This window comes from Phocaeicola sp. GP0067 (assembly GCF_031119655.1).
In the GTDB taxonomy this organism is placed as follows: Bacteria; Bacteroidota; Bacteroidia; order Bacteroidales; family Bacteroidaceae; genus Phocaeicola; species Phocaeicola vulgatus.
On the sequence record NZ_JAVHZY010000004.1, the window covers coordinates 116,715 to 138,662 of the forward strand.

Genomic DNA, 21,948 nt, shown 5'->3' on the forward strand with positions numbered 1-21,948 from the left:
TCATTTAAAAAGGACGCCGGCCATGTCTTCCCGGACCGGGACCAAAACCGGGCCCACCGAATCCCCTATGGCTATTCATCATCTTGTCACGGGCGGCTTTACTTCCAAAAATATTCAGACGATAGATAAAATGTACCATACAATAACTGTTGATACTGTTGTATTCGGTAACCGAACGTACATCCGCAGTCAAAGAACGGCTGATATTGCTCTGTTGTTTTAAGATGTCGTACATTTCAAAACTAACAGTTGCAGCTCCTTTCAATAGACTTTGTGCTATTTGGGCATTCCAAATCAGTTCATTATTGTTCAAACTGGCATCATCATATCCTCTACGGGACTGGTTGGTGATATTAGTAGACAATGTCATCTGCCATGGTAAAGTGACATTGGTACTCGCTCCATATGAGAATGTATAAGGATTCTGGTTCTTTTCAGGACGCAGCTTGCTACGTTCCGCTGTATACTCAATAGAACCATTCAATGAAAATTCAAACCAGTCATTCCGATAGGACCCATTCAGATTCTCCGCCAAAGTCAAACCGGTAGTCGTATTCTTATCATCATGCAATGTTTCCTTATTGTATAAGAATGCTACCTGATTCCGGTAGTCCACACGAGAAAAAGAATTTATAGTAAACTTTTTATTCTTCAAAGCCGAATTAAAACCGAACAATCCAAACGCATTCCAGTTTCCATTGATATTCTGAGGAGTTGAAGTAGTACCACCCGTATTCTCATCATATACCGTACTATTACTGATACTATTCTGAGTAGCAGTGAAATTTACATGAGTCATTATGCCACGCTGCTTCTCGGCATTATAAGTGTTATAAAACAAACGCATGGTATGGGCAAACGAAGGCTTCAAACCTGGATTACCCACACGGATATTCAACGGATTGGAATTATCGACAATCGGCAACAGGTTTTCCATACTAGGCTGGCTACTACGCCCACGATAAGTGATACGCAACTGACTTACTTTGGAGAAGCGATAACGAAAATCCAGATTCGGAGCAAAATTGAATACCGTTCTTGTGGTATCAGTCATGTAATCTCCCTTCTTATAGGACAATTTCGTATTTTGAGGCTGTAAGGACATGCCGGCACTCAACTGATATTTCTCCCGGATAAATCGTAGTCCCAAAGAAATATCATGATTAAAGTATTTATATTCAGCATCCTTACTCAAGCTATCCACATAAGCAGTTTCATAGTTTTCGGGTAATCCGTCATTTATATCCCAAGGATACCCCAAATCGTATGTCGATTTATCACTCTTGCTATTCTTATATTGGAATCTATAACTAAATTGCAGGAAAGTAGCCCGTGCTATAGGTTCGCTATAAGTAAACTGTGCTGTATAATTATAATTTTTAGTAGGCATCGTAATGTATTGATTACGATGTTCTATAGAATCCCCTCCTAAATAGTTCTTTATCTGATAATAACGGGTTTCCGATTGAGCATACTGATCGCTGTCATCATCTCCATATCCAAATGAACCACGGAATGTAATGTTACGTCCCTCATTATTCAGTTTCCGGTTCAGCTGCAATGTTGCATTAGCCGACAAACTATTTGATTTGGACAGATTATGTTCATTGGTAGCATTAATACGAGTATCCCTTAACGGATCATCAGACCCTATATTGTCAAAGTTCAAATAATCATTGGGATTTACCACATACTGATAAGGATCCTCATTAAAAGTACCTGACTCTGCAACTGAAGCTCCCCTTGTCTTATCATAAGAAACATTCGGCCGGAAAATAATATTGGTCATTGAATCGGGACGCCATTCCATACGGAAATCTGCCTTGAAACCTGTTTCCTTATTACTATTGGCTTTGTTTGAATTGGAATAAGAATCCCCCGACTGCAAAAAACGCTGTGAAGATCCGACTGTTACTACATCTGCATCACGATAGTTGTAACGCATACTACCTCCCAATTCCAGTTTTTCTGTTTCTGTAGCAAAATTCGCTCCTAGCATTTTAGTCGCGTTCAATCCATTGTTACGCCTCCAACGAGGTCCTCCCCCCGAAAATCCCTGATCATTCACATTATTGGCGGAACCAATAATAGAAACCTGAGTTTTATCATAAAAACGGTTAATCATAGCTCTTCCTGTATAACGGTCTTCCGTTCCGGCGCCTACATCCACGTTTCCAAACCAGCCTTGATTCATCCCCTTCTTCACCGTCAAATCGAGCACTGTTTCCTCCTCACCATCATCAATACCCGTAATGCGTGCCAAATCGGATTTCTTATCATAGGTTTTCAGTTTTTCCACCATATCGACTGGCAAGTTCTTCAAACCGGTCTTCACATCACCGCCAAAAAACTCTTTGCCATCTACCATAATCTTTTTTACTTCCTTACCATTGATTTTGATATTACCATCGTCATCTATTTCTGCTCCCGGAAGTTTTTTCACCAATTCTTCCAACATCGCCCCCTCAGGAGTACGATAAGCAGAAGCGTTATAGCCAATAGTATCTTCTGAAATGGTTACCTGCGGAGCCTCGGCTACAATAACCGCCTCACCCAACATGATAGCATCGGTGGGTAAAGTGACTGTTCCAATATTAACACTCGGTTTACCAGCTGTCAGCTGCAAAGATTTTTCCTGAGTAAGGTAACCTACAAATGAAATTTTAAGTACATATTTCCCCGGACGGGCAGCAATAGAGAATACTCCGTTGTTATTGGTAACATTTCCTACCACCATTGTACTATCGGGTAGAGAAAGTAACTGTACGGTAGCTTGTCCAACCGGGCTTTTATCATCACCATCAATCACAGATCCCGTCACGGTTATGCGCTTGCCACTTTGCGCCCAAGAGAGAGTTGCACAGGTACATACCAGTAACAACAATAATACTAACTTCTTCATTTTTTCTTTTTCCTTGAAATTTTAATGCCTAATGTCCTTTGGACACTCTTGTCGACAAAAGGTTTAACGGAAAAGTGTATTTATTTCTTAAACAATCGGTCAACCCGGCTTTTTTGTACACCAAATTCCAGACAAATAACATTAAAAACCATATAAACTATAGCAATGGAATTATCCGCTTCTTCCAGATTTCCATTATATACTCCTCTGACCAACATTACAATATAATAAATGCCCAACAAATAAATAGCATAACAAATAGCCTTGATACGTATTCGGGAAATCTTCTCATTCTCATCCTTCACTTTTGCCAAGAAGATCATAAACAAAGAAAACCAGATAAGTAACTTGATAGAAGCCTTTGTAAACAACAGGTTACTATCGTTTATCATGCCAAACATAAACATGAACAACGGTACGAAAACAGACAACAACAGAACAACATATCCCATCGTCCTACAATAAACCGGTAAAATTCCTTTCATTATTTTATATTTTAACGTACAAAAGTAATTATTTGTAAGCAAAGAACGGTCATCTTTTTGCTTTTTTACCTAAATTTGCAGGCAAATAATAGAAAATATGAGTAAACAAGAAGTTATTATCTGCCATAACTTAGAAGAAAATCTCAATAAGGCAATAAACCAATGCCCACATGACAAATTATTTGTCTTGGCTGACGAACATACACGTGAACTTTGCATTCCTGTTTTATCAGAATTTGATTGTATTAAAAATGCCCATTTTATTTATATAGGGGCTGAAGATGTGCACAAAAACTTGGAAACACTGGCATATGTATGGAAAGAGTTGGGAGATAAAGGTGCAAGCCGTCATTCGCTACTTATCAATTTAGGTGGAGGGATGGTTACAGATTTAGGAGGATTCGCCGCATCAACTTTCAAACGAGGGATCAAATATATTAATATTCCTACCACACTGCTGGCTATGGTTGATGCATCTGTAGGAGGCAAGACCGGAATCAATTTCAACGGATTAAAGAATGAGATCGGAGTCTTCTCTCCTGCCGAAAGTGTATTGATTGACGCTAATTTTCTAAAATCACTGGATATTCGCAATCTATTGTCCGGATACGCTGAAATGTTGAAACATGGTCTTATCAGCACCCATGATCATTGGATAGAATTGTTGAAATTTGACTTCAACAATATAGATTACAAGGTCTTACAGACTTTAGTCGGAAAATCTGTACAGATTAAAGAAGATATAGTGGAACAGGATCCTTTTGAAAGAGGAATCCGCAAAGCTTTAAATCTGGGACACACCGTAGGGCATGCTTTTGAAAGTCTGGCATTAGAAACACAGCATCCGATATTACATGGTTACGCTGTGGCATGGGGAATAGTTTGTGAACTTTATTTCTCCCATATCAAAACTGGTTTTCCTAAAGACAAGCTACGTCAGACCATCCTGTTCGTCAAAGAACATTATGGAGTTATGCCTTTTAATTGCAAACAATATGAACGCCTCTATGAATTCATGAAACATGATAAGAAAAACTCAGCAGGCATTATCAATTTCACCCTATTAACTGAAATAGGAAATATACAGATTAATCAATCGGCAAGTAAAGACGAAATTTTTGAAATGCTGGATTTTTATCATGAATCCATGGGTTGCTGATCTCCCTTCAAACAGATGGAAAGGATTGTACAAACTTTCCATCTGTCCGATACAATAAAAACATCTTTTATTTATTCCCAATTATAATCGATCAAACTTTTAACAATCAAGCAATTAGAGTATTTATAATACATTAGTTAAAAAACAGACCAATCATTTAAAAAAGACAAATATAAAGCACCTTTTTTCCGTAAAATTGTTCCTAAATACCATTGATCAACTTTTCAATGCTTCAGAAACCCTATTTTTGCATTATATAATTGGTTGGTATAAATGTTATATAAGGAATTTGAAAAGAATAGAGAAGATATATTAGAGAATGAATTTTGCATGCAATCTAATGCATCAACATTGCCCATTACAGATTGCCCTTCTTATACCCCTATATGTACTATTGGAATCTGTATACAAGGAAATGCTAAAATAAGAATGGATTCTCAAGAATATACTATACACCCACATGATGTTTTTGTCTTTATGCCGGGACTGCTAGTCTCAGTCATAGAGACAAGTCCTCATTTCACAACAAACTATTTTACACTTTCAAACACATTTTTCTATGATGTAATAAAAACTATCAGGAGTTTTTCTCCTCAATTTTTCTCTTACATGAAATCTCGTTTCCTTTATCCCTTGCCGGAACAAGAGATGCAGTATTTCATGAATTATTATACGTTACTGAAGAGTCGGATCAAACTTCCCAAAAGTTTTTCCAGAGAAGCAATTATAGCTCTGCTAAGAATTATATTCCTAGATTTATATAACGATTTTGAAAATTATATCAATCATAGAAATAATACAAGTACAACACGTAAAGAAGATTTAACGCATAGATTCTATACGCTAATGATGGACAACTACAGAGAGCATAAAGAGGTTATCTTTTATGCCGACAAACTTCATGTTTCTTCCAAATATCTGTCTGAAGTAGTTAAAGAAACCAGTGGAAAATCTCCTAAGGACTGGATTATAGATTATTCATTACTGGAGATAAAAGAATTATTGAAAAACAGTTCTCTTAATATTCAGGAAATAACAATCAGAACTAAGTTCCTGAACCAGTCTGCTTTAGGTCGTTTTTTTAAAAGACACACCAATATGTCTCCCTCTGAATATAGGGAATCGACTTATTAGTTTCATCAATACCTTGCATAAAAAGATGCACTTTTAATGTAAAAAAGTACAGAGAATATTTGCAAATACCAAAAAAAGCCGTACCTTTGCATCCGCAATTCGGGGTGTAGCTCAGCCCGGTTAGAGTACGCGTCTGGGGGGCTCAAAAGATTTATTCTAAAGCATTCAAGGTAAAACAATGATATAGAAAGAGTTAAACAAAAAAGTTTAGCTCTTTTTTCTTTTTTATCTACAACTATCCTAAAACTTTCATTACAATTAAATGCAAATAGATGCAAATCAACCATCAATATATTCATTTTTTAAAGACTTATTGTTATTGCCTAAAGATAGACCATAGTCCTATTTTAGACAACAAATTTCGACAACATTTATTCAATGTATCAGTAATGTCACCTCTTTCATTATTCATTCACTATTTTTTTAAACAACTTAATCTATAAACTTAGCTTTCCAACATCTTTTCTCTTCCAACAGGTGAACCCTGCTTTGCTTTTTCTATAATTTCGTCCATAAGTTGTTGTTCATTTAATAAATAAGATATATCTTTAGGTAATGAAAGAGCGCCAGAGCTTATTAAGGAATTGCGTCTCGCTGAGTCCGTATCATTAGAACTATCAGGTCTATTAAGTATAGTCGAGCTCTTTCTTATTTTATCTTCTTTTCTAGAATTATCATAAGAAGTCAGAATCCAATCTTTATCCCTAAAATTATCATCTTCATCATAAAAAACAAGCCCAGACCACCCCAACATCAGTATCATTTTTCCATAAACATTTCCCATTTATCCCTTAAACACCATATCATCTTTAACAAAATAGAAATTCCTATATAATAAAAAAATGCTACTTGATAATACATCAAAATAGCATTTATACTTTTCACAATATATCAAATTCATTCCTTTTTTTCATCCGTTTCCGAATTTAAGCTGTTTAAAATTAGTCTTACAGACTCTGTTTTTAACTTCTCTACTTCGTCTTTAGAGGGCTGACTAATTATACGTACCGTACTGGCATCCCTCCATCTCGGATGTATAAACCATTCGCGCCTAGCATCTATAAATTCCTTAACAATTCTTCGCAAATCATCATCCAATAAAGAAAGAACCTTGCTGCGTATTCCATAGGGAATTCTATATCTATAAAAAGCTTCTGCAATCCCTCCTGTTATACAAGCCAGTGTATCACTGTCACCACCCAATGAAACAGCCAACCTTATAGCATCCTCAAAACTCCGACTCTCTAAAAAAGCAATAAGAGCTTCGGGAACTGTACCTTGACAGCTTTCATCAAATTTATAATCACAACGAATATCATCGCAACAGCGATTCAAATCATAGCCAAAATTATCTGTGATAAAACTGCGGATATATTCTTTTGATTTACCTTTTCTTGCCAAATAAATAGCCGATGCCGTAGCCTGAGCTCCTTTGATTCCTTCAGGGTGATTATGGGTAACCACAGCTGTCTCTTCCGCCACGTTTATTGTTTCTTCCAAAGAATCAAAATACCATCCCACAGGACTAACACGCATTGCCGAACCATTTCCCCAACTATTATAAGGCTTAGGATTCTTTTCATGCAGCCATTTGTCGAAACGAGCACCATATCCACCCATAGGAAAAGGATATTTAGAACCATAATACTGCATCACTCTCACCAAATCACCTCCATGAAGCAACCAATCAGCCACAGCTATCGTCATAATCGAATCATCAGTATAGAAAGATTCTTTACTGAACAAAGGAAAATCTTTCGTCTTTATATTATTAAACTCATATACAGAGCCTATAATATCACCTGCAAGTGAGCCTATCATATTAATAAAAAATCAATTCATAAACATTTTTACTCAAAAAACATAATATTCTACAATACAAATATGATAGATTTTTATATAAAACTGTCAAACATTGTTTTCCCACATTTTTCTTTCCAAAAAATCATTCTTCTCTTGTTCATCCGTTTTTCCTAAGCAATGTAACAAAATTATACCCAAAACAGGAGTGAACAGAATACTAAAAAAAACCCAAGCCCCATTCTCTCTACCAAGCCGTACAGCCAACTTAGAAGCACATCCTATTAAAACAATATATACCACAAATATAGCTATACTATAAAGTGTTCCTAATAAACTCAAGATCTCCATAAATTCTACATTTAAAATTATCCCTCATCATTTTTTTTCTGTAGAAAGTTCACCATTTTCTACAAATGTACCCAAAATTTCCCACTTATTCTGATATTCTATAATATCTTTCTTGAATATATCAATAGGACCACCATTAAATTCCTTTCTTCTCTCAACAACAATATGGCTAGGAACAATATAAAAATCAGGATGAACAGATAAATCACTAAACTTATTATTATAAATTACAAAAACATAATAATGATTATCCTTATCCACTGCATTCCCTACAGGAATAGCATTCCCCTTACGTACAGACTTCACATCAACAGAAATCCAACTTCCGTCATCCTTAGTAATCCTTATGTCAATACTCTTTTCATTACCCAAAGTCAAATATGCTTTTGCACCCAAACGATACAACATAGACAAAACCAAATGCTCACTCGCAATTCCAGTCTGATAACCACTACTCTTCTTTTCCATAATCAATATATTTGTATACTATTATTTACTAAAACCAGTATTAAACACGCTGTTTATCGCTGATTCATTCCATTAATATACAAATATATTTAATAAATTATTCCTATCAAAACATTTATTACATAATTTTTTCTAAGTAAAAGAAATAGGAAAAGGAAACACCAAGTTTTTTTCTAATGAACATTGATAGAAAATCTCACAAGCATTAAATTAAACTACTGAAAAGCCTGTTTAATTACGTTTTATTCCATTTCCTACAAAAAAGTGATTATTTACCTATCTTGCGTCTGTTTCTTTGTTAAAACTACATTTTAAACCCTTAAAGAACGATCAGCCATTCTATTCAATAACTCCCAACGATATGGAGAAACGTTTTCCACAGACTTTTTCATTTCCTCATAAAAAACACTCACCTTATTAGTCAATTCATCTATAATAGAAATAAAGTTTTCCTTATCCAGTAGTAATTTCTCTGCTTCTTTCATAACCTCCTTTATATCATATTTATTTTTACTATTGATTTTTCCTTGTGCAAATTCCCTATCCAAAACTTCATATAGATTAAATTGACCCATTACTAAAGCAACACAAGAACGCTGAAACTCTTTCTTGCCACCAAACCTGAGTAAATCAACTTCCGATACAAATCCTTTCTGTATAATCATGTAGCCATCATACCATTTTTGCAATACTCGCAAATAGAAAACAGGACTATACAAGTCAGCCCCTCTTACTACACCGCCAAAAATCGATGTAACTTTTTTGAAACGAAACTCATATCGCAGCACGTTTATTTTTTTTAAACATTCTAAATTCTCAACCTCCCTATTCTTTTTCATCTCCGTCTTTTTATCATAAAAGCAAAGCTGCGAATCATACTTGTCAAAATACAAAGTTTCTTGTTTTATATTAGAACGAAAATAACCATCGCTATGAAGCAGACAATCCCAATATACCCAAGGAACATTAACCATAGAAAAACAGATACCAATATCAATCCTATTGATTACAGCCTGTCGCATAGGAACATTCAACTCATTACTCAATTTATTTATCGATTTTCTGACATCCCATACAGACAAACACTCTGCATAATTATAACCCTTGAAATATTTAAGCAAACTACCTTGCACTATCAAAGTAGTATTTCGCACTTCAATCTTCATATTCTTCAAAAAACCTACCACTCTATTTGAAGAAGTAGACTTTATCGATATCCTACACGGAATCTCTTCTAAAAAGCAAATTGCATTATCCAATTCACTTTCTTTTATTACAAATTTTATTGTATCATACATAAAAGTATCCTCTTCCTTTATTATTAATATAATAATATTATTTCACTTATTATTATAAACTCAATCCTGAGATTCCAAAAACTCATCAATAGTCCCTATACGATGGCGCAACATCCAATTTAGAATCTCAGAACGTCTAAAACGCAGGAAGGACCTTTTGTTCAGAGTGGATTTATAAAAAGGAATTTCGTGATTAGAAGTCTTTTTATAAATCGTGCTGCGAGAAAGACTTGTTATTTTACAGACTTCGTCTATACCAATAATATCAGACACTATCATGATGCTTTCTGAAACACCTGAATTTATTCTCATGCCTTTTTCCTTACTTGATTCTGCTGTAGAAACAGCTTTTTTTCTTTTTATCATATCTTTTTTTTAAAATTATGATGCAAAGAAAGGGCACTACAATTAATTTTTCAAATTCATTTTGCGACACAAAGCAAAAACAAAATCGATATATACATCTGAATATCAAACATATATATCGATTTAAAAAAGCGCATTTAATTCAAGGAAGTTATTTTAAGACAGTATACGAGCTATTTCCCTCCGATAATCATCATAAGCCGTGGCTCTATGATGGCTGGCTATTTTCAAATCACCACCATCTTTATCCGCAAAAAACAAGTTAACCAATGAAGCAGAAAATTGTTTAGTCAACTCTTCGACAGCAACTCTCAATAGAGCCTTTGCACCTGTTCTAGAGGTATTCACTTTTATTTTATGCGTTACATCAGAAGCTTCAGATTTAAATATCTTAAAAAAATTACTGAATTCATCTTTGTTACAAAACAGAGATTTAGAACAAAGATATTCATAAACAAGTTTCAATTGCTCCTCCGAATAACAGGAATACATGGGAGAATTGCCGGTTCGTTTAAGACAATCCTTTAATAAACATGAGTAATTATGAAGATTTATATTTTCCAAATATAACAAATCAATCAATAGATGCGCGGCATAATTCCAATCCTGCTGAATACGTATTCCAATTCCACTCTCCTTTTCATATCCCAGCGAATTTATCTTATTACGGATATCGTCTAAAGTGACAGACAACTTGTTCAAGGCATAATAACCTCTTCTAAAAGCCTCTATATTATCACCCTCATTTATTATGCCGTATTTTTCATATTGATTTTCAATAAGTTCATTTATCCGAAAATATTCTTTTTCAAGCGAAGACTTATCATAGCCGACAACATTACGGATGTGTTTCTCCAATTCGGCAGCATCAATAATATCTTTAGTCATCATCAATTTCGCGATAAAATTTTCATATTTTTTCTTTCTCATAATTTTAATTCTTTATTATTATATAATGATTTCAATGTAACTTTCTCTATTTCAGCATCTCCAAAACTATCCAAATAAGTGTTTGTCGTGCTCAAGTCCTTATGACCCATCACCTGACCAATCATTTCACGGGGAACGCCACTGCTCTGTAAAGTCATTGCCATAGAGTGCCTGCTGACGTAACTTGTTAATTTCTCTTGAAAACACAATTCTTCTCCTATTTCTCTCAGTCTCTCATTATACCTGCCCAATCTGCTGCGAAGATGATTGTACAGCTTCTCACCGACATAATCCTTGGAAACAAAAGGCAACAAATAATCACTTACCAACAAGGTATTATCTCGAAACCACTGAAGCAGCAGGCACAATTCATTTGTCAAAGGGATTCTGATGAATCTCGCGTTTTTACTATGCTCCGTCTTATGACGCTTATAGACAAGGTATTTTCCTCCTCCTTCCGATTTTATATTATCACGCTTCAAATATGCCATATCAATGAAGCTCATTCCATAACAAAAATAGGAAAACAGGAAAAGCCGCCTTGCCACTTCTCTAGGCTTATTCGCAAACACAGTATTCATCAGCTTGTCCAAGTACTCCTGTGAAAGATACCTTTTACGGGTTTCTTCCTCCAAAGCAGAGATACAGAAACCGTCTTTCCCGAAAGGATAAGAATTACCTGAATATTCCTTTGTTTTGATGGCACGGTTCAATATAGCACTCAAGGTTTTCATATCATGTTTACGGGTATTACCGCTCCATCCTCTCTTCTCCATGAATTGATTATAGGAATTCACATACTTTATATCTATCTCCTGAAAACAGAGCACATGAAGTTTCTTATCAAACAGCTTCAGATTATAAAGGAGCCTCTCCCACACGTGTGCATTACCTATATGTCCTGTGGCTTTCATCTCCTCTATGCAGAGAACTGCAAAATCAAGAAACTTACCCTGCTTACTCTTATATAAAAAAGCATCAGCAAACTGATTCAAAGTCCAGTCTATTTTATCATGCTCAAAATCAAGTTCAACATTCTGAACACGTGCCAATAATTGGACTAATCGCGCATTATACTCCTTGTAATTAGGACAGACACGCTTGTCACAACGGAAACGCTCACTTTTTTCGTCCCATTCTTCTTTCTTGCCATAAAGACCTAAAGAGATATACTTATGCTTCATGTTTTTTGTTATCCGCAACGAGACAGGATAACTTCCATTCTTTCTTTTATTTGCCGAATGAAGCAATAATTTGAATGTTGCCATATCAAACTAATTATAAATTAATAAATCAAGTGCAAAAATAAAAAGACCACAGTACAAACATCTTATAAATGATTCATAAAAAAAAAGTTAAAAAAAATAGCAACTCCACGAATTCCAAAAACTTCCATTTCTCTAACATATTCCTAAAACTTTAGAAATAACTTAATGCAAATAAAGGAAATCTAATACCATTACAGCCATCAACTATTCCACTGAGCAACAGAAACTTATAAATAAAGCCAATTAAAAAACGTTTTTTTTGAGCAAAAAAGCGCCTGAAAATTTTGCAAATTCCCCGTAAATACGTACTTTTGCACCCGTTAAACAAAACAACGGGGTGTAGCTCAGCCCGGTTAGAGTACGCGTCTGGGGGGCGTGTGGTCGCTGGTTCGAATCCAGTCACCCCGACAAGCTGAGCATGAAGGAGTTTAGTGAAAACTAACTCCTTCTTTTTATTATACTACCCAACATTGATCTTACCTTACCGAAACCAATATTCGGGGTCCAGCGGAAATTTCGCATCATCAGATAAATAAAAGGGGCAGTTCTTATGTGCCTCTCTCGTATTCGTTATACAGAAATAACATTAATGAAAATATAACAAATAAAGCTGTTAAAGAACTCATCAACCAAAAACCTTTTTCATACCTTTGCTCTACAAATTTCATGAAGATGTCCGAACGCAAAATAATACATATCGATATGGATGCATTCTACGCATCGGTAGAACAGCGTGACAACCCCGAATTATGTGGAAAACCGCTTGCTGTGGGACACGCTGAAGAACGAGGTGTGGTAGCTGCTGCCAGTTACGAAGCCCGTCGTTACGGAGTACATTCCGCCATGTCATCACAAAAAGCCAAAAGACTTTGCCCAGAACTGATTTTTGTTCCAGGGCGAATGAATGTATATAAAGCTGTATCCCGGCAGATACACGATATCTTTCATACCTATACAGATATCATAGAGCCTCTGTCACTAGACGAAGCCTTTCTGGATGTAACTGAAAATAAAGCAGGCTTTTCACTTGCTATAGATATAGCCAAAGATATAAAAAAGCGTATCCGCAAAGAATTGGGATTGATAGCTTCAGCCGGGGTCTCTTATAACAAATTTCTAGCCAAAATAGCATCGGATTACCGCAAACCCGACGGATTATGTACAATACATCCCGACCAAGCATTGGATTTCATCGCCCATCTTCCCATCGAATCTTTTTGGGGAGTAGGTCCGGTCACAGCCCAAAAAATGCACGCATTAGGTATTCATAATGGTACCCAATTACAAGCCTGCACTTTAGAAATGCTTACCCGACAGTTTGGCAAAGCAGGTAATCTATATTACGATTTTGCACGAGGCATAGACCTCCGTCCTGTAGAACCCATAAGAATCCGTAAGTCCGTAGGATGCGAACATACATTGGAAAAAGACATTTCTCTTCATTCTTCCGCCATCATTGAACTATATCATGTAGTCACCGAATTGCTAGAAAGACTGAAACGCACTAATTTCAGTGGTAATACACTTACTTTAAAAATAAAATTCCATGACTTTAACCAAATAACCCGCAGCATCACTCAAGACAGTGAACTGACAAGCATGGATAAAATTCTTCCTTTAGCAAAAAAATTACTGAAAGAAATTGATTATGAAAGCCACCCCATCCGCCTTATCGGACTATCCGTATCTAATCCAAAAGAAGAAAAAGAAGAAATAAAAAAACAATGGGAACAACTTTCATTGGAATTTAAAGAGTGGGATGATTAAGGTACTGGATAAATGAATCAATATAAGATTCCATTGTTTCAAACCCTTTCACTCCATTCTTTAATTCTAATCCATAATATATTCCCGCCAGCAAACCTGTCAATGCTCCTACCGCATCACTTGACTTACCTGAGTTTATAGCCGAAAATACGCACTCCTTATAACTATTTCCTGCCATAAACCAATTGACCACTGACTCCACCGTATCTACAACAAAGCTTCCATTACAAAGATTTTGCCTGTTAACCTCCACATCACATCTCTGCTCAGCCTGCTGTAATGCCTGTCCTTTATCTTCATACTCCAACAGGCAACGAATAAACTCAATAAAAAACCAAGTATACTTAAAGCTATAACGACTATTATGAGTAATCTTAATAAAAGGAAAAATCTCCTCTTTAGATAAAGGCGAAAAAGCCAAAACACAACATCCCATCAAACTACGGTTGCCGCTATTAGAATCCGAAGACACTCCCCTGAAATTTTTCATGATTGCTTTTTGGGTCACCTGATCAATATCAAACTCAATGTTTTCTCCTGTATACTTTCTATTAAAATACCAATCTCTTAAATTCTGCTGATAAAGTTCCAAATTACAACGACTGTCCAAAGCACATAATAACATCGAAGTATTTCCTGAACATTTGTCTCCCCGAAGATAAGATTTTGTCCACATAGGTTTAAATGTCCCTTTTCCTTTTCCCCTGTAAGGCATTCCCAACCAATCTCCTAATATAAATCCCGTTAGTCCTGTTTTAATTCTTTTCATGGCATGTGTTTAATTACAAAGTACAAAAATAATAAAAAGAGAAACAAAACCTTGCCTTCCGCTGTTAAATTCATAATTAATGGGTATTGATAAGTATGTATGCTACAACTAATTTTGCCACCAACAGAAAATGTATTACCGGGTAATAAAGAAAGGAGAACAAATGAAAAGAATCGTATTACTCCGCCATGGAGAAAGTACTTGGAACAAAGACAACCGTTTTACAGGATGGACAGATGTAGATTTAACCGAAAAAGGTATCGCTGATGCCAACCAAGCAGGTATACTCTTAAAAGAAAAAGGATTTCATTTTGATAAAGCTTACACTTCTTTTTTAAAGCGTGCGGTCAAAACATTAAACTGTGTCCTAGATAAAATGGATCAAGACTGGATACCTGTAGAGAAAAGTTGGCGCCTAAATGAGAAACATTATGGCGCATTGCAAGGATTAAACAAAAGCGAAACAGCTTCTAAATACGGAGAAGAACAAGTCTTGATATGGCGCCGTAGTTTTAACGTAGCCCCCAATGCCCTACCGGAAGATGATCCGCGCAATCCGAAAACAGATACCCGTTATAAAGAAGTTCCTGACAAAGATCTTCCACGTACCGAATCTCTGAAAGAAACAGTAGAACGTATATTACCTTATTGGAAATGCATCATCTTCCCCAATCTAGCTACAGCAAACGAACTGCTGGTAGTAGCTCACGGAAACAGCCTCAGAGGAATTATTAAATATTTGAAACATATACCGGATGAGGAAATTGTAGGTCTTAATCTACCTACTGCTGTTCCGTATGTATTCGAGTTTGATAATGACCTGAATTTGAAGAAAGACTACTTTTTGGGAGATCCGGAAAAAATAAAAAAACTAATGGAAGCTGTAGCCGATCAAGGAAAAACCACCCCCGGTGGCAGGAAATAATTTTCCTGCGCTGTCCGAAACCTCCATCACAGAATGGAGAATACATCAAAATAGTGTTTTCAATAGTGCATTCAAGCGCAATCATACGCTTTTATACTAGAAAGAAAACATTATGGATAAAAGATTATTAATCAATTAAAGAAAAAAGAGTATGAGTAAAATAACAAATTTATTGGGTGACCAAGCAGCATTTTATTTAGAGCACACCTGTAGAACTATAGATAAATCATTAATCCATATCCCTTCTTCAAGCACCATTGATGATACTTGGATATCATCAGACCGCAATATTCGTACCCTGAGCAGTATTCAAACCCTGTTAGGACACGGGCGACTTGCAAATACAGGGTATGTATCTATTCTTCCTGTAGATCAAGGCATAGAACATACAGCAGGAGCCTCATTTGCCCCCAATCCACTTTACTTTGATCCGGAAAATATTGTAAAACTCGCTATTGAGGGGGGCTGTAATGCCATAGCCTCTACTTTCGGAGTATTAGGTTCCGTTGCCCGCAAATACGCCCACAAGATTCCTTTTATTGCCAAACTAAATCACAATGAATTATTGACTTATCCCAATTCTTACGACCAAGTGATGTTTGGTACTGTAAAAGAAGCCTGGAATATGGGAGCTGTAGCAGTAGGTGCCACTATCTATTTCGGTTCTGAACAGAGCCGCAGACAACTGGTTGAAATAGCGGAAGCTTTTGAATATGCCCACGAACTAGGCATGGCTACTATTTTATGGTGTTACTTACGTAACAATGCTTTTAAAAAAGACGGTGTAGATTATCATGCAGCAGCCGATTTGACCGGACAAGCCAATCATTTGGGAGTTACTATCAAGGCAGATATTGTAAAACAGAAATTACCGGTCAATAACGGTGGTTTTACAGCCATTAAATTCGGAAAGACAAATGATAAAGTTTATACCGAACTGACTTCAGAACATCCTATCGACCTCTGTCGCTATCAAGTAGCCAATGGATACATGGGACGTGTAGGATTAATCAACTCTGGAGGTGAATCTCATGGCAGTTCTGATCTAAAAGACGCAGTAATAACAGCAATCGTCAATAAACGTGCCGGAGGTATGGGTCTCATAAGTGGACGTAAAGCCTTTCAAAAACCAATGAAAGACGGAATTGAATTGCTAAATACCATTCAAGATGTTTATTTGGATTCAAGCATCACTATAGCTTAACTTTCACTATATGTCCGGGCCGGGAACAAAACAACCACCTTTCCATGTTCCCGGCTTTTTTATACTCTCCGGTCTCCTTTTTTAAGTAGCAACCTTCAAGTATTAAGATAATATTCCTACCTTTGCAATCCGATACACATTATTATATTATATAAGGTATGATGCAAATAAAAGTAACGGCACCCGCTCAAATACATACAACTATCCAGCTCCCCTCTTCCAAGAGTATCAGCAACCGTGCATTGATAATCAATGCACTGGGAAATAGAATATTCCAACTTGAGAACCTATCTGACTGCGATGATACCCAAGTAATGATTCACGCCTTAAATGACGGCAAAAATACCATAGACATTATGGCAGCCGGAACAGCCATGCGCTTTCTTACTGCTTATTTGTCCGTCACTCCGGGAACACGGATCATCACTGGTACACAACGTATGCAACAACGTCCTATCCAGGTGTTGGTCAATGCTTTACGTGAGCTGGGAGCAGAAATTGAATACATAATCAATGACGGATATCCTCCTCTGCGTATCACCGGGCACAAACTGCAGAAAGATACCATCAGCCTGCCGGGTAATGTCAGTTCTCAATATATCTCAGCCTTATTGATGATTGCCCCTATACTAAGTAACGGACTGACCCTTACACTGACAGGAGAAATCATATCCCGCCCTTATATCAACCTTACCCTGCAGCTGATGAACGATTTTGGTGCTAGAGCCAAATGGCTCAATGAATATCAACTAAAAGTTGAGCCGCAACCCTACCAATCCATACCTTTCTACGTGGAAAGTGATTGGAGCGCAGCTTCATATTGGTATCAGATAGCCGCTCTTTCCAACAAAGCGGAAATCATCTTACCGGGATTATTCGAAACAAGCTATCAAGGGGACAGTAAAGTGGCTGAAATTTTCCAGTTACTAGGAATCGAAAGTATTTATGGAAATAAAACGGTAACATTGAAAAAGACCGATAAAATAACCGAACGGCTGGATTATGATTTCATCAACCAACCGGATTTGGCACAAACGTTTGTCGTCACTTGTGCGTTAATGAATATTCCCTTCCGCTTCTCAGGCTTACAAAGTTTGAAGATTAAAGAAACAGACCGTATGGCAGCCTTGATACAAGAAATGGGAAAGCTAGGATATATACTTCATGAAACAGATGATCGTATTCTGTCTTGGGAAGGTGAACGATGTGAAATGACCGCTGATGTTGCCATTGACACTTATGAGGACCACCGTATGGCTATGGCATTCGCTCCGGCTTGTGTAGTAATGCCCGAAATCCGGATTAACAATCCACAGGTCGTTTCAAAATCCTATCCTTACTATTGGGAAGATTTAAAGAAAGCTGGTTTTATAATAGAGGAGGTATAAAGTTATGCTCATACTTATTATTGGTCTGATTATTTTGGCAGGTATCGCCATGACAGTGGGAGTTTTACACAACCGCCAGATACAAAAAAAGATAGAAAGCGGAGAATTGAAGGCTGCTCCCGAAATAGTGGAAGCAGACGCTGAATGTTGTGGGCAACATGAAATTTGTGAAAAAGAAAGCCTGCTTGCCGCTGTCAGCAAAAAAATAGAATATTATGATGACGAGGAACTGGACCGCTTTCGCGGCCGTCCCTCAAATGGTTATAATGAAGAAGAAGTGGAAGAATTTCGGGAAATCATGTACACTTGTAAAGAAGATGAAGTAGCCGGATGGAGCCGTAGCCTGCAATTGCGTGGAATAGAACTGCCGGACGAGTTGAAAGACGAGCTTTTCCTGATTGTAGGTGAACGAAGATTCAAATAATCCGCCTACACCAAGCAAAGTCTCCATTTGAATAAAAACCACTGAAAAAAATATGGATATATTAGAACTTTTGCATTATACTTTCTTCCAACATGCCTTGCTAGGAAGCTTGTTTGCCAGCATTGCCTGTGGCATTATCGGCACATACATTGTGACGCGCCGTTTGGTATTCATCAGTGGAGGAATTACCCACGCCTCTTTTGGAGGTATCGGCCTAGGATTATACGCAGGAATCTCCCCTCTATTATCTGCTGCAATCTTCTCCGTACTCTCTTCCTTTGGGGTAGAATGGTTAAGCAAACGGAAAGATATGCGCGAAGATTCCGCTATCGCCGTGTTTTGGACTTTCGGTATGGCAGTAGGTATTATCTTTAGCTTTCTAGCTCCAGGATTCACTCCCGATTTATCCGCCTTTCTGTTCGGCAACATTCTGACCATTACGCCCACAGACATTCTGTTACTTGCCATTCTTTCCGTGCTGCTGACACTATTCTTCACTTTATTTCTGAATCCTATCATTTGCATCGCTTTCGACCGGGAATTCGCCCGTTCCCAACGTATACCGGTAGCTTTATTTGAATATATTCTGATGATGTTCATCGCACTGACCATCGTATCATGCCTCCGCATGGTAGGTATAGTACTTGCCATTTCCCTGCTGACTTTACCGCAAATGACCGCCAATTTGTTTACCCATAGTTTCAAGAAAATTATCTGGTGGTCTGTCATCACCGGTTATGCAGGTTGTTTAGGTGGACTGTTCATTTCTTATAAATTACAAGTTCCTTCGGGTGCAGCAATAATCTTTTTTTCAATCCTCATCTATACTTTTTGCAAAATGGGGAAAAGCATGTACCTTTGCAAACAAAAGAAACTCAATCAAACCAATGGATATGGAAATTAAAATCAATTCTTTAGACTCTATCCACGAAGCTGCCAAACAATTCATCGCAGCTATGGGTGATAATACCGTTTTTGCTTTCTACGGAAAGATGGGAGCCGGTAAAACAACATTTATCAAAGCTGTATGCGAAGAGCTGGGGGTAACAGATGTCATCAACTCGCCAACTTTTGCCATTGTCAACGAATACCGTTCGGATGAAACCGGTGAACTTATTTACCATTTTGATTTCTATCGTATCAAGAAACTGGACGAAGTATACGACATGGGATATGAGGATTATTTCTATAGCGGTGCCCTCTGCTTCATCGAATGGCCGGAACTGGTAGAAGAACTTTTGCCTGGCAATGCTGTAAAAGTCGAGATTGAAGAATCTGAAGATGGAAGCCGCATCATGCACTTTGAAGCTGAATAAAAGAAAAATATTCACTGTAGGGACGAACAAAATCTGCCCCTACAGCCAAATTCATTAAATTATGGGAATGCATTATCTGATCCAAGCCATATTCGTATTGGTAGGACTATTGTCCGTTCTGGCAGCCTTATTTAATTGGGAGTGGTTCTTTACCGCACACAACACACAGTTCATTGTCAGTAATGCAGGGCGTCAGCGTGCACGACTTTTCTATGCTATATTAGGACTATTAATGATAGCTACAGGCATTTATTTCTTTTTGAATGTACAAGGCATCGTATAAACACATAGTGAACAAAATCTGTGGATATTACATTCCCCTATCCACAGACATAAAACAAGTTTTTTAGGAAAGAGCAGGATTTCCACCCGCCCCCTGTTATAACAAAAATCCAAATCAATCTACAATTTCAGCCAACAGCCCCCTAGTTTCATCAAGATCAAATTCAGTAGGATCAAAATTATACCCCAACCATTCTTTATATTCACGCGCAGCTTTAGAGCGAGGCTTTTCTAAAGCTTTCAGCATTTTCCTATACCCCCATATGCCATTACAATCTTCTGGCGGACAAGCATTTTCACCATCCAACAAGGCTATAACCGGAATTTCCTCTTTCTTATAGGACTGGCAGGATTCTAATATAATTTCATGTATCCAACTATCACCGAAATCATATTCATACTTAATTTTTGATCCCTTACGACTTAATAATTCACCTAAAGAAAGCATACCGGAATCAAACTGTTTGGGTACACCTTCAAAAAAACAATCATCTGCCCGATCTTTGGGAGGAAGATAATAAGTGTTCCCCTTAATAAAACGATGCAAATGATAACCATCCCATCCCATTGCCACTTCTACCACCTCAGAAAATCTTTCCAAACAAATATTCGAAGGAACCTCCAATATGCGCCAGACTAATGGTTCAGAGTCTTTCAACTCTATTTTTATTCTAAATTTTTTAGCAGGCTGATCCTCCATATAAAGCGGATCATCATAAATCTCCTCATCTTCTTCCTCGTCAGTAGCAACCTCGAAAACTTCAACTAAATAATCCTCTACCCGTTCCATTTCCAACCCATGCATTTCCGCATAAGGCATTTTTTTCTTTAGTTCATTAATACTTGGAATACCATAAGGTTTAATATGATAAGTCCGATAAATCTTTTGCAAAATAGGTAAAGTTTCTACCCCGCGAATATCCATCATGCAAGCTGTAACATGATCAAGCAGCAAAGTAGAACAAATATCATTCTTCTGCTCTTTCAGTACATCAAAATAATAACTCAACAAATTACCAAACCAATCCATCACTTCCTCTCTTCTGTCAGGATGAGTTATCACAATATGAGCAACAGCTTCAATCACTCTATATTTAGACATAGGAAGCAGTCCGGGCTCTTTCATAAAGTCCATCAAAACATCTAATTGATTCTGTCCCAATTGATAGGTAATGGCAGACAACATTGTTTCATACAAATAACCGAAATAAAAATCATAAAAATCCAAATCCTGCCGCAGCACTTCCAAAACAATATCCAAACAATGTTCCATACGAAAATGCTCCATTATTCCTAATGCATACCACATTCTATATGAATAACATTTTTCGGGCATTTTCCGATATACGACAAAGATATTAAAGATAAAATTGCGGAGATCTCGTTCCAATGTTTCTTGTGGAATAACAGCACAAGAAGAGTAGATTTCAGCCGGTGACAGACTACTCATATCATCCATCGTCCACAAAGGCATCAGATAAGATGCGATCGGCTGCGCAATCAATCTATAATCGGGACACTGATGATGATAATAAATATGAGACAGTTCTTCATCTACCTGATTCGCTCCATCATTAAACAATTCAAATGCAATTTCTTGTTCTTCCGGGGTCAATAAAGACATGATATCCTCCAAAAGACCAGGCAGGAATTGGGAATTTTTCTTTTTAGCCATTAAGCAATGTTTTTATAGTTAAAATGAGCATGAGTGT

22 protein-coding genes and 1 tRNA gene are annotated in these 21,948 nt (G+C 37.0%); 11 read left to right on the forward strand and 12 right to left on the reverse strand.

What is annotated here, in order from left to right; all coding sequences use genetic code 11:
- Window positions 1–4 precede the first annotated feature (4 nt).
- Both RE317_RS04900 and RE317_RS04905 read right to left on the reverse strand, forming a co-directional pair.
- Window positions 5–2,902, reverse strand: a complete 2,898-nt coding sequence (locus RE317_RS04900; RefSeq protein ID WP_117873479.1) for a TonB-dependent receptor — start codon at window positions 2,900–2,902, stop codon at window positions 5–7.
- An 80-nt stretch (window positions 2,903–2,982) separates the two neighbouring features.
- Window positions 2,983–3,387, reverse strand: a complete 405-nt coding sequence (locus tag RE317_RS04905) for a hypothetical protein (protein WP_005849075.1) — start codon at window positions 3,385–3,387, stop codon at window positions 2,983–2,985.
- A gap of 97 nt (window positions 3,388–3,484) precedes the next feature.
- On the opposite strand from RE317_RS04905, the gene aroB reads away from it, so the two are divergent.
- Window positions 3,485–4,546 (forward strand): 3-dehydroquinate synthase, encoded by a 1,062-nt coding sequence (aroB, locus tag RE317_RS04910; RefSeq protein WP_005845784.1) that lies wholly within the window; start codon window positions 3,485–3,487, stop codon window positions 4,544–4,546.
- 273 nt (window positions 4,547–4,819) lie between these two features.
- Entirely contained in the window at window positions 4,820–5,680 is an 861-nt protein-coding gene (locus RE317_RS04915) for a helix-turn-helix transcriptional regulator (protein WP_005849077.1), read from the forward strand.
- Window positions 5,681–6,125: 445 nt separating this feature from the next.
- Here the strand turns inward: RE317_RS04915 and RE317_RS04920 are convergent, their stop codons facing one another.
- The 8 genes from RE317_RS04920 to RE317_RS04955 form a co-directional block, all read right to left on the reverse strand.
- Window positions 6,126–6,464: a hypothetical protein gene (locus RE317_RS04920; protein WP_008669345.1), complete on the reverse strand. Its 339-nt coding sequence runs from the start codon at window positions 6,462–6,464 to the stop codon at window positions 6,126–6,128.
- Window positions 6,465–6,577: 113 nt separating this feature from the next.
- On the reverse strand, window positions 6,578–7,501 hold the full coding sequence (locus tag RE317_RS04925) for an ADP-ribosylglycohydrolase family protein (RefSeq protein WP_008669348.1): 924 nt from the start codon (window positions 7,499–7,501) through the stop codon (window positions 6,578–6,580).
- Window positions 7,502–7,588: 87 nt separating this feature from the next.
- The gene (locus RE317_RS04930) at window positions 7,589–7,831 is read right to left on the reverse strand and encodes a hypothetical protein (RefSeq protein WP_008669350.1); all 243 of its coding nucleotides are present in this window, start codon (window positions 7,829–7,831) and stop codon (window positions 7,589–7,591) included.
- A 27-nt stretch (window positions 7,832–7,858) separates the two neighbouring features.
- Window positions 7,859–8,299, reverse strand: a complete 441-nt coding sequence (locus tag RE317_RS04935; RefSeq protein WP_008669352.1) for a hypothetical protein — start codon at window positions 8,297–8,299, stop codon at window positions 7,859–7,861.
- A 311-nt stretch (window positions 8,300–8,610) separates the two neighbouring features.
- Window positions 8,611–9,597, reverse strand: coding sequence for a phage/plasmid replication protein (locus RE317_RS04940; protein WP_008669353.1), 987 nt, complete (start codon window positions 9,595–9,597; stop codon window positions 8,611–8,613).
- A 60-nt stretch (window positions 9,598–9,657) separates the two neighbouring features.
- Window positions 9,658–9,963, reverse strand: coding sequence for an AlpA family transcriptional regulator (locus RE317_RS04945; RefSeq protein WP_008669354.1), 306 nt, complete (start codon window positions 9,961–9,963; stop codon window positions 9,658–9,660).
- 156 nt (window positions 9,964–10,119) lie between these two features.
- Window positions 10,120–10,893, reverse strand: coding sequence for a hypothetical protein (locus RE317_RS04950; RefSeq protein WP_008669355.1), 774 nt, complete (start codon window positions 10,891–10,893; stop codon window positions 10,120–10,122).
- Window positions 10,890–12,161 (reverse strand): site-specific integrase, encoded by a 1,272-nt coding sequence (locus RE317_RS04955; RefSeq protein ID WP_008669356.1) that lies wholly within the window; start codon window positions 12,159–12,161, stop codon window positions 10,890–10,892. The genes RE317_RS04950 and RE317_RS04955 overlap by 4 nt, the downstream gene beginning before the upstream one ends.
- Before the next feature lie 333 nt (window positions 12,162–12,494).
- Here RE317_RS04955 and RE317_RS04960 point away from each other — a divergent pair.
- Window positions 12,495–12,569 (forward strand) — tRNA-Pro (locus RE317_RS04960).
- 264 nt (window positions 12,570–12,833) lie between these two features.
- Complete coding sequence (dinB, locus tag RE317_RS04965; protein ID WP_080552590.1) at window positions 12,834–13,928, forward strand: DNA polymerase IV; 1,095 nt, start codon at window positions 12,834–12,836, stop codon at window positions 13,926–13,928.
- Here the strand turns inward: dinB and RE317_RS04970 are convergent.
- Window positions 13,909–14,697: an ADP-ribosylglycohydrolase family protein gene (locus RE317_RS04970; RefSeq protein ID WP_008669358.1), complete on the reverse strand. Its 789-nt coding sequence runs from the start codon at window positions 14,695–14,697 to the stop codon at window positions 13,909–13,911. The two genes, dinB and RE317_RS04970, sit on opposite strands and share 20 nt — an antisense overlap.
- 163 nt (window positions 14,698–14,860) lie before the next feature.
- Between RE317_RS04970 and gpmA the strand changes: the two genes are divergently transcribed.
- The 7 genes from gpmA to RE317_RS05005 all read left to right on the forward strand — a co-directional run bounded on the left by gpmA (window position 14,861) and on the right by RE317_RS05005 (window position 20,237).
- Complete coding sequence (gpmA, locus tag RE317_RS04975; protein ID WP_008669359.1) at window positions 14,861–15,622, forward strand: 2,3-diphosphoglycerate-dependent phosphoglycerate mutase; 762 nt, start codon at window positions 14,861–14,863, stop codon at window positions 15,620–15,622.
- Window positions 15,623–15,773: 151 nt separating this feature from the next.
- Window positions 15,774–16,826, forward strand: coding sequence for a class I fructose-bisphosphate aldolase (locus RE317_RS04980; protein ID WP_008669360.1), 1,053 nt, complete (start codon window positions 15,774–15,776; stop codon window positions 16,824–16,826).
- Between the two features lie 158 nt (window positions 16,827–16,984).
- Window positions 16,985–18,214, forward strand: a complete 1,230-nt coding sequence (locus RE317_RS04985; RefSeq protein ID WP_171030725.1) for a 3-phosphoshikimate 1-carboxyvinyltransferase — start codon at window positions 16,985–16,987, stop codon at window positions 18,212–18,214.
- 4 nt (window positions 18,215–18,218) lie between these two features.
- Window positions 18,219–18,638 (forward strand): hypothetical protein, encoded by a 420-nt coding sequence (locus RE317_RS04990; protein ID WP_005839908.1) that lies wholly within the window; start codon window positions 18,219–18,221, stop codon window positions 18,636–18,638.
- A gap of 52 nt (window positions 18,639–18,690) precedes the next feature.
- Entirely contained in the window at window positions 18,691–19,542 is an 852-nt protein-coding gene (locus RE317_RS04995) for a metal ABC transporter permease (protein WP_005839906.1), read from the forward strand.
- Window positions 19,526–19,954, forward strand: a complete 429-nt coding sequence (tsaE, locus tag RE317_RS05000) for a tRNA (adenosine(37)-N6)-threonylcarbamoyltransferase complex ATPase subunit type 1 TsaE (RefSeq protein ID WP_005849089.1) — start codon at window positions 19,526–19,528, stop codon at window positions 19,952–19,954. The genes RE317_RS04995 and tsaE overlap by 17 nt, the downstream gene beginning before the upstream one ends.
- Before the next feature lie 61 nt (window positions 19,955–20,015).
- On the forward strand, window positions 20,016–20,237 hold the full coding sequence (locus RE317_RS05005) for an immunity 17 family protein (protein WP_008656251.1): 222 nt from the start codon (window positions 20,016–20,018) through the stop codon (window positions 20,235–20,237).
- Between the two features lie 114 nt (window positions 20,238–20,351).
- Here RE317_RS05005 and RE317_RS05010 read toward each other — a convergent pair whose 3' ends face one another.
- On the reverse strand, window positions 20,352–21,911 hold the full coding sequence (locus tag RE317_RS05010; protein WP_005839900.1) for a plasmid pRiA4b ORF-3 family protein: 1,560 nt from the start codon (window positions 21,909–21,911) through the stop codon (window positions 20,352–20,354).
- Between the last annotated feature and the right edge of the window lie 37 nt (window positions 21,912–21,948).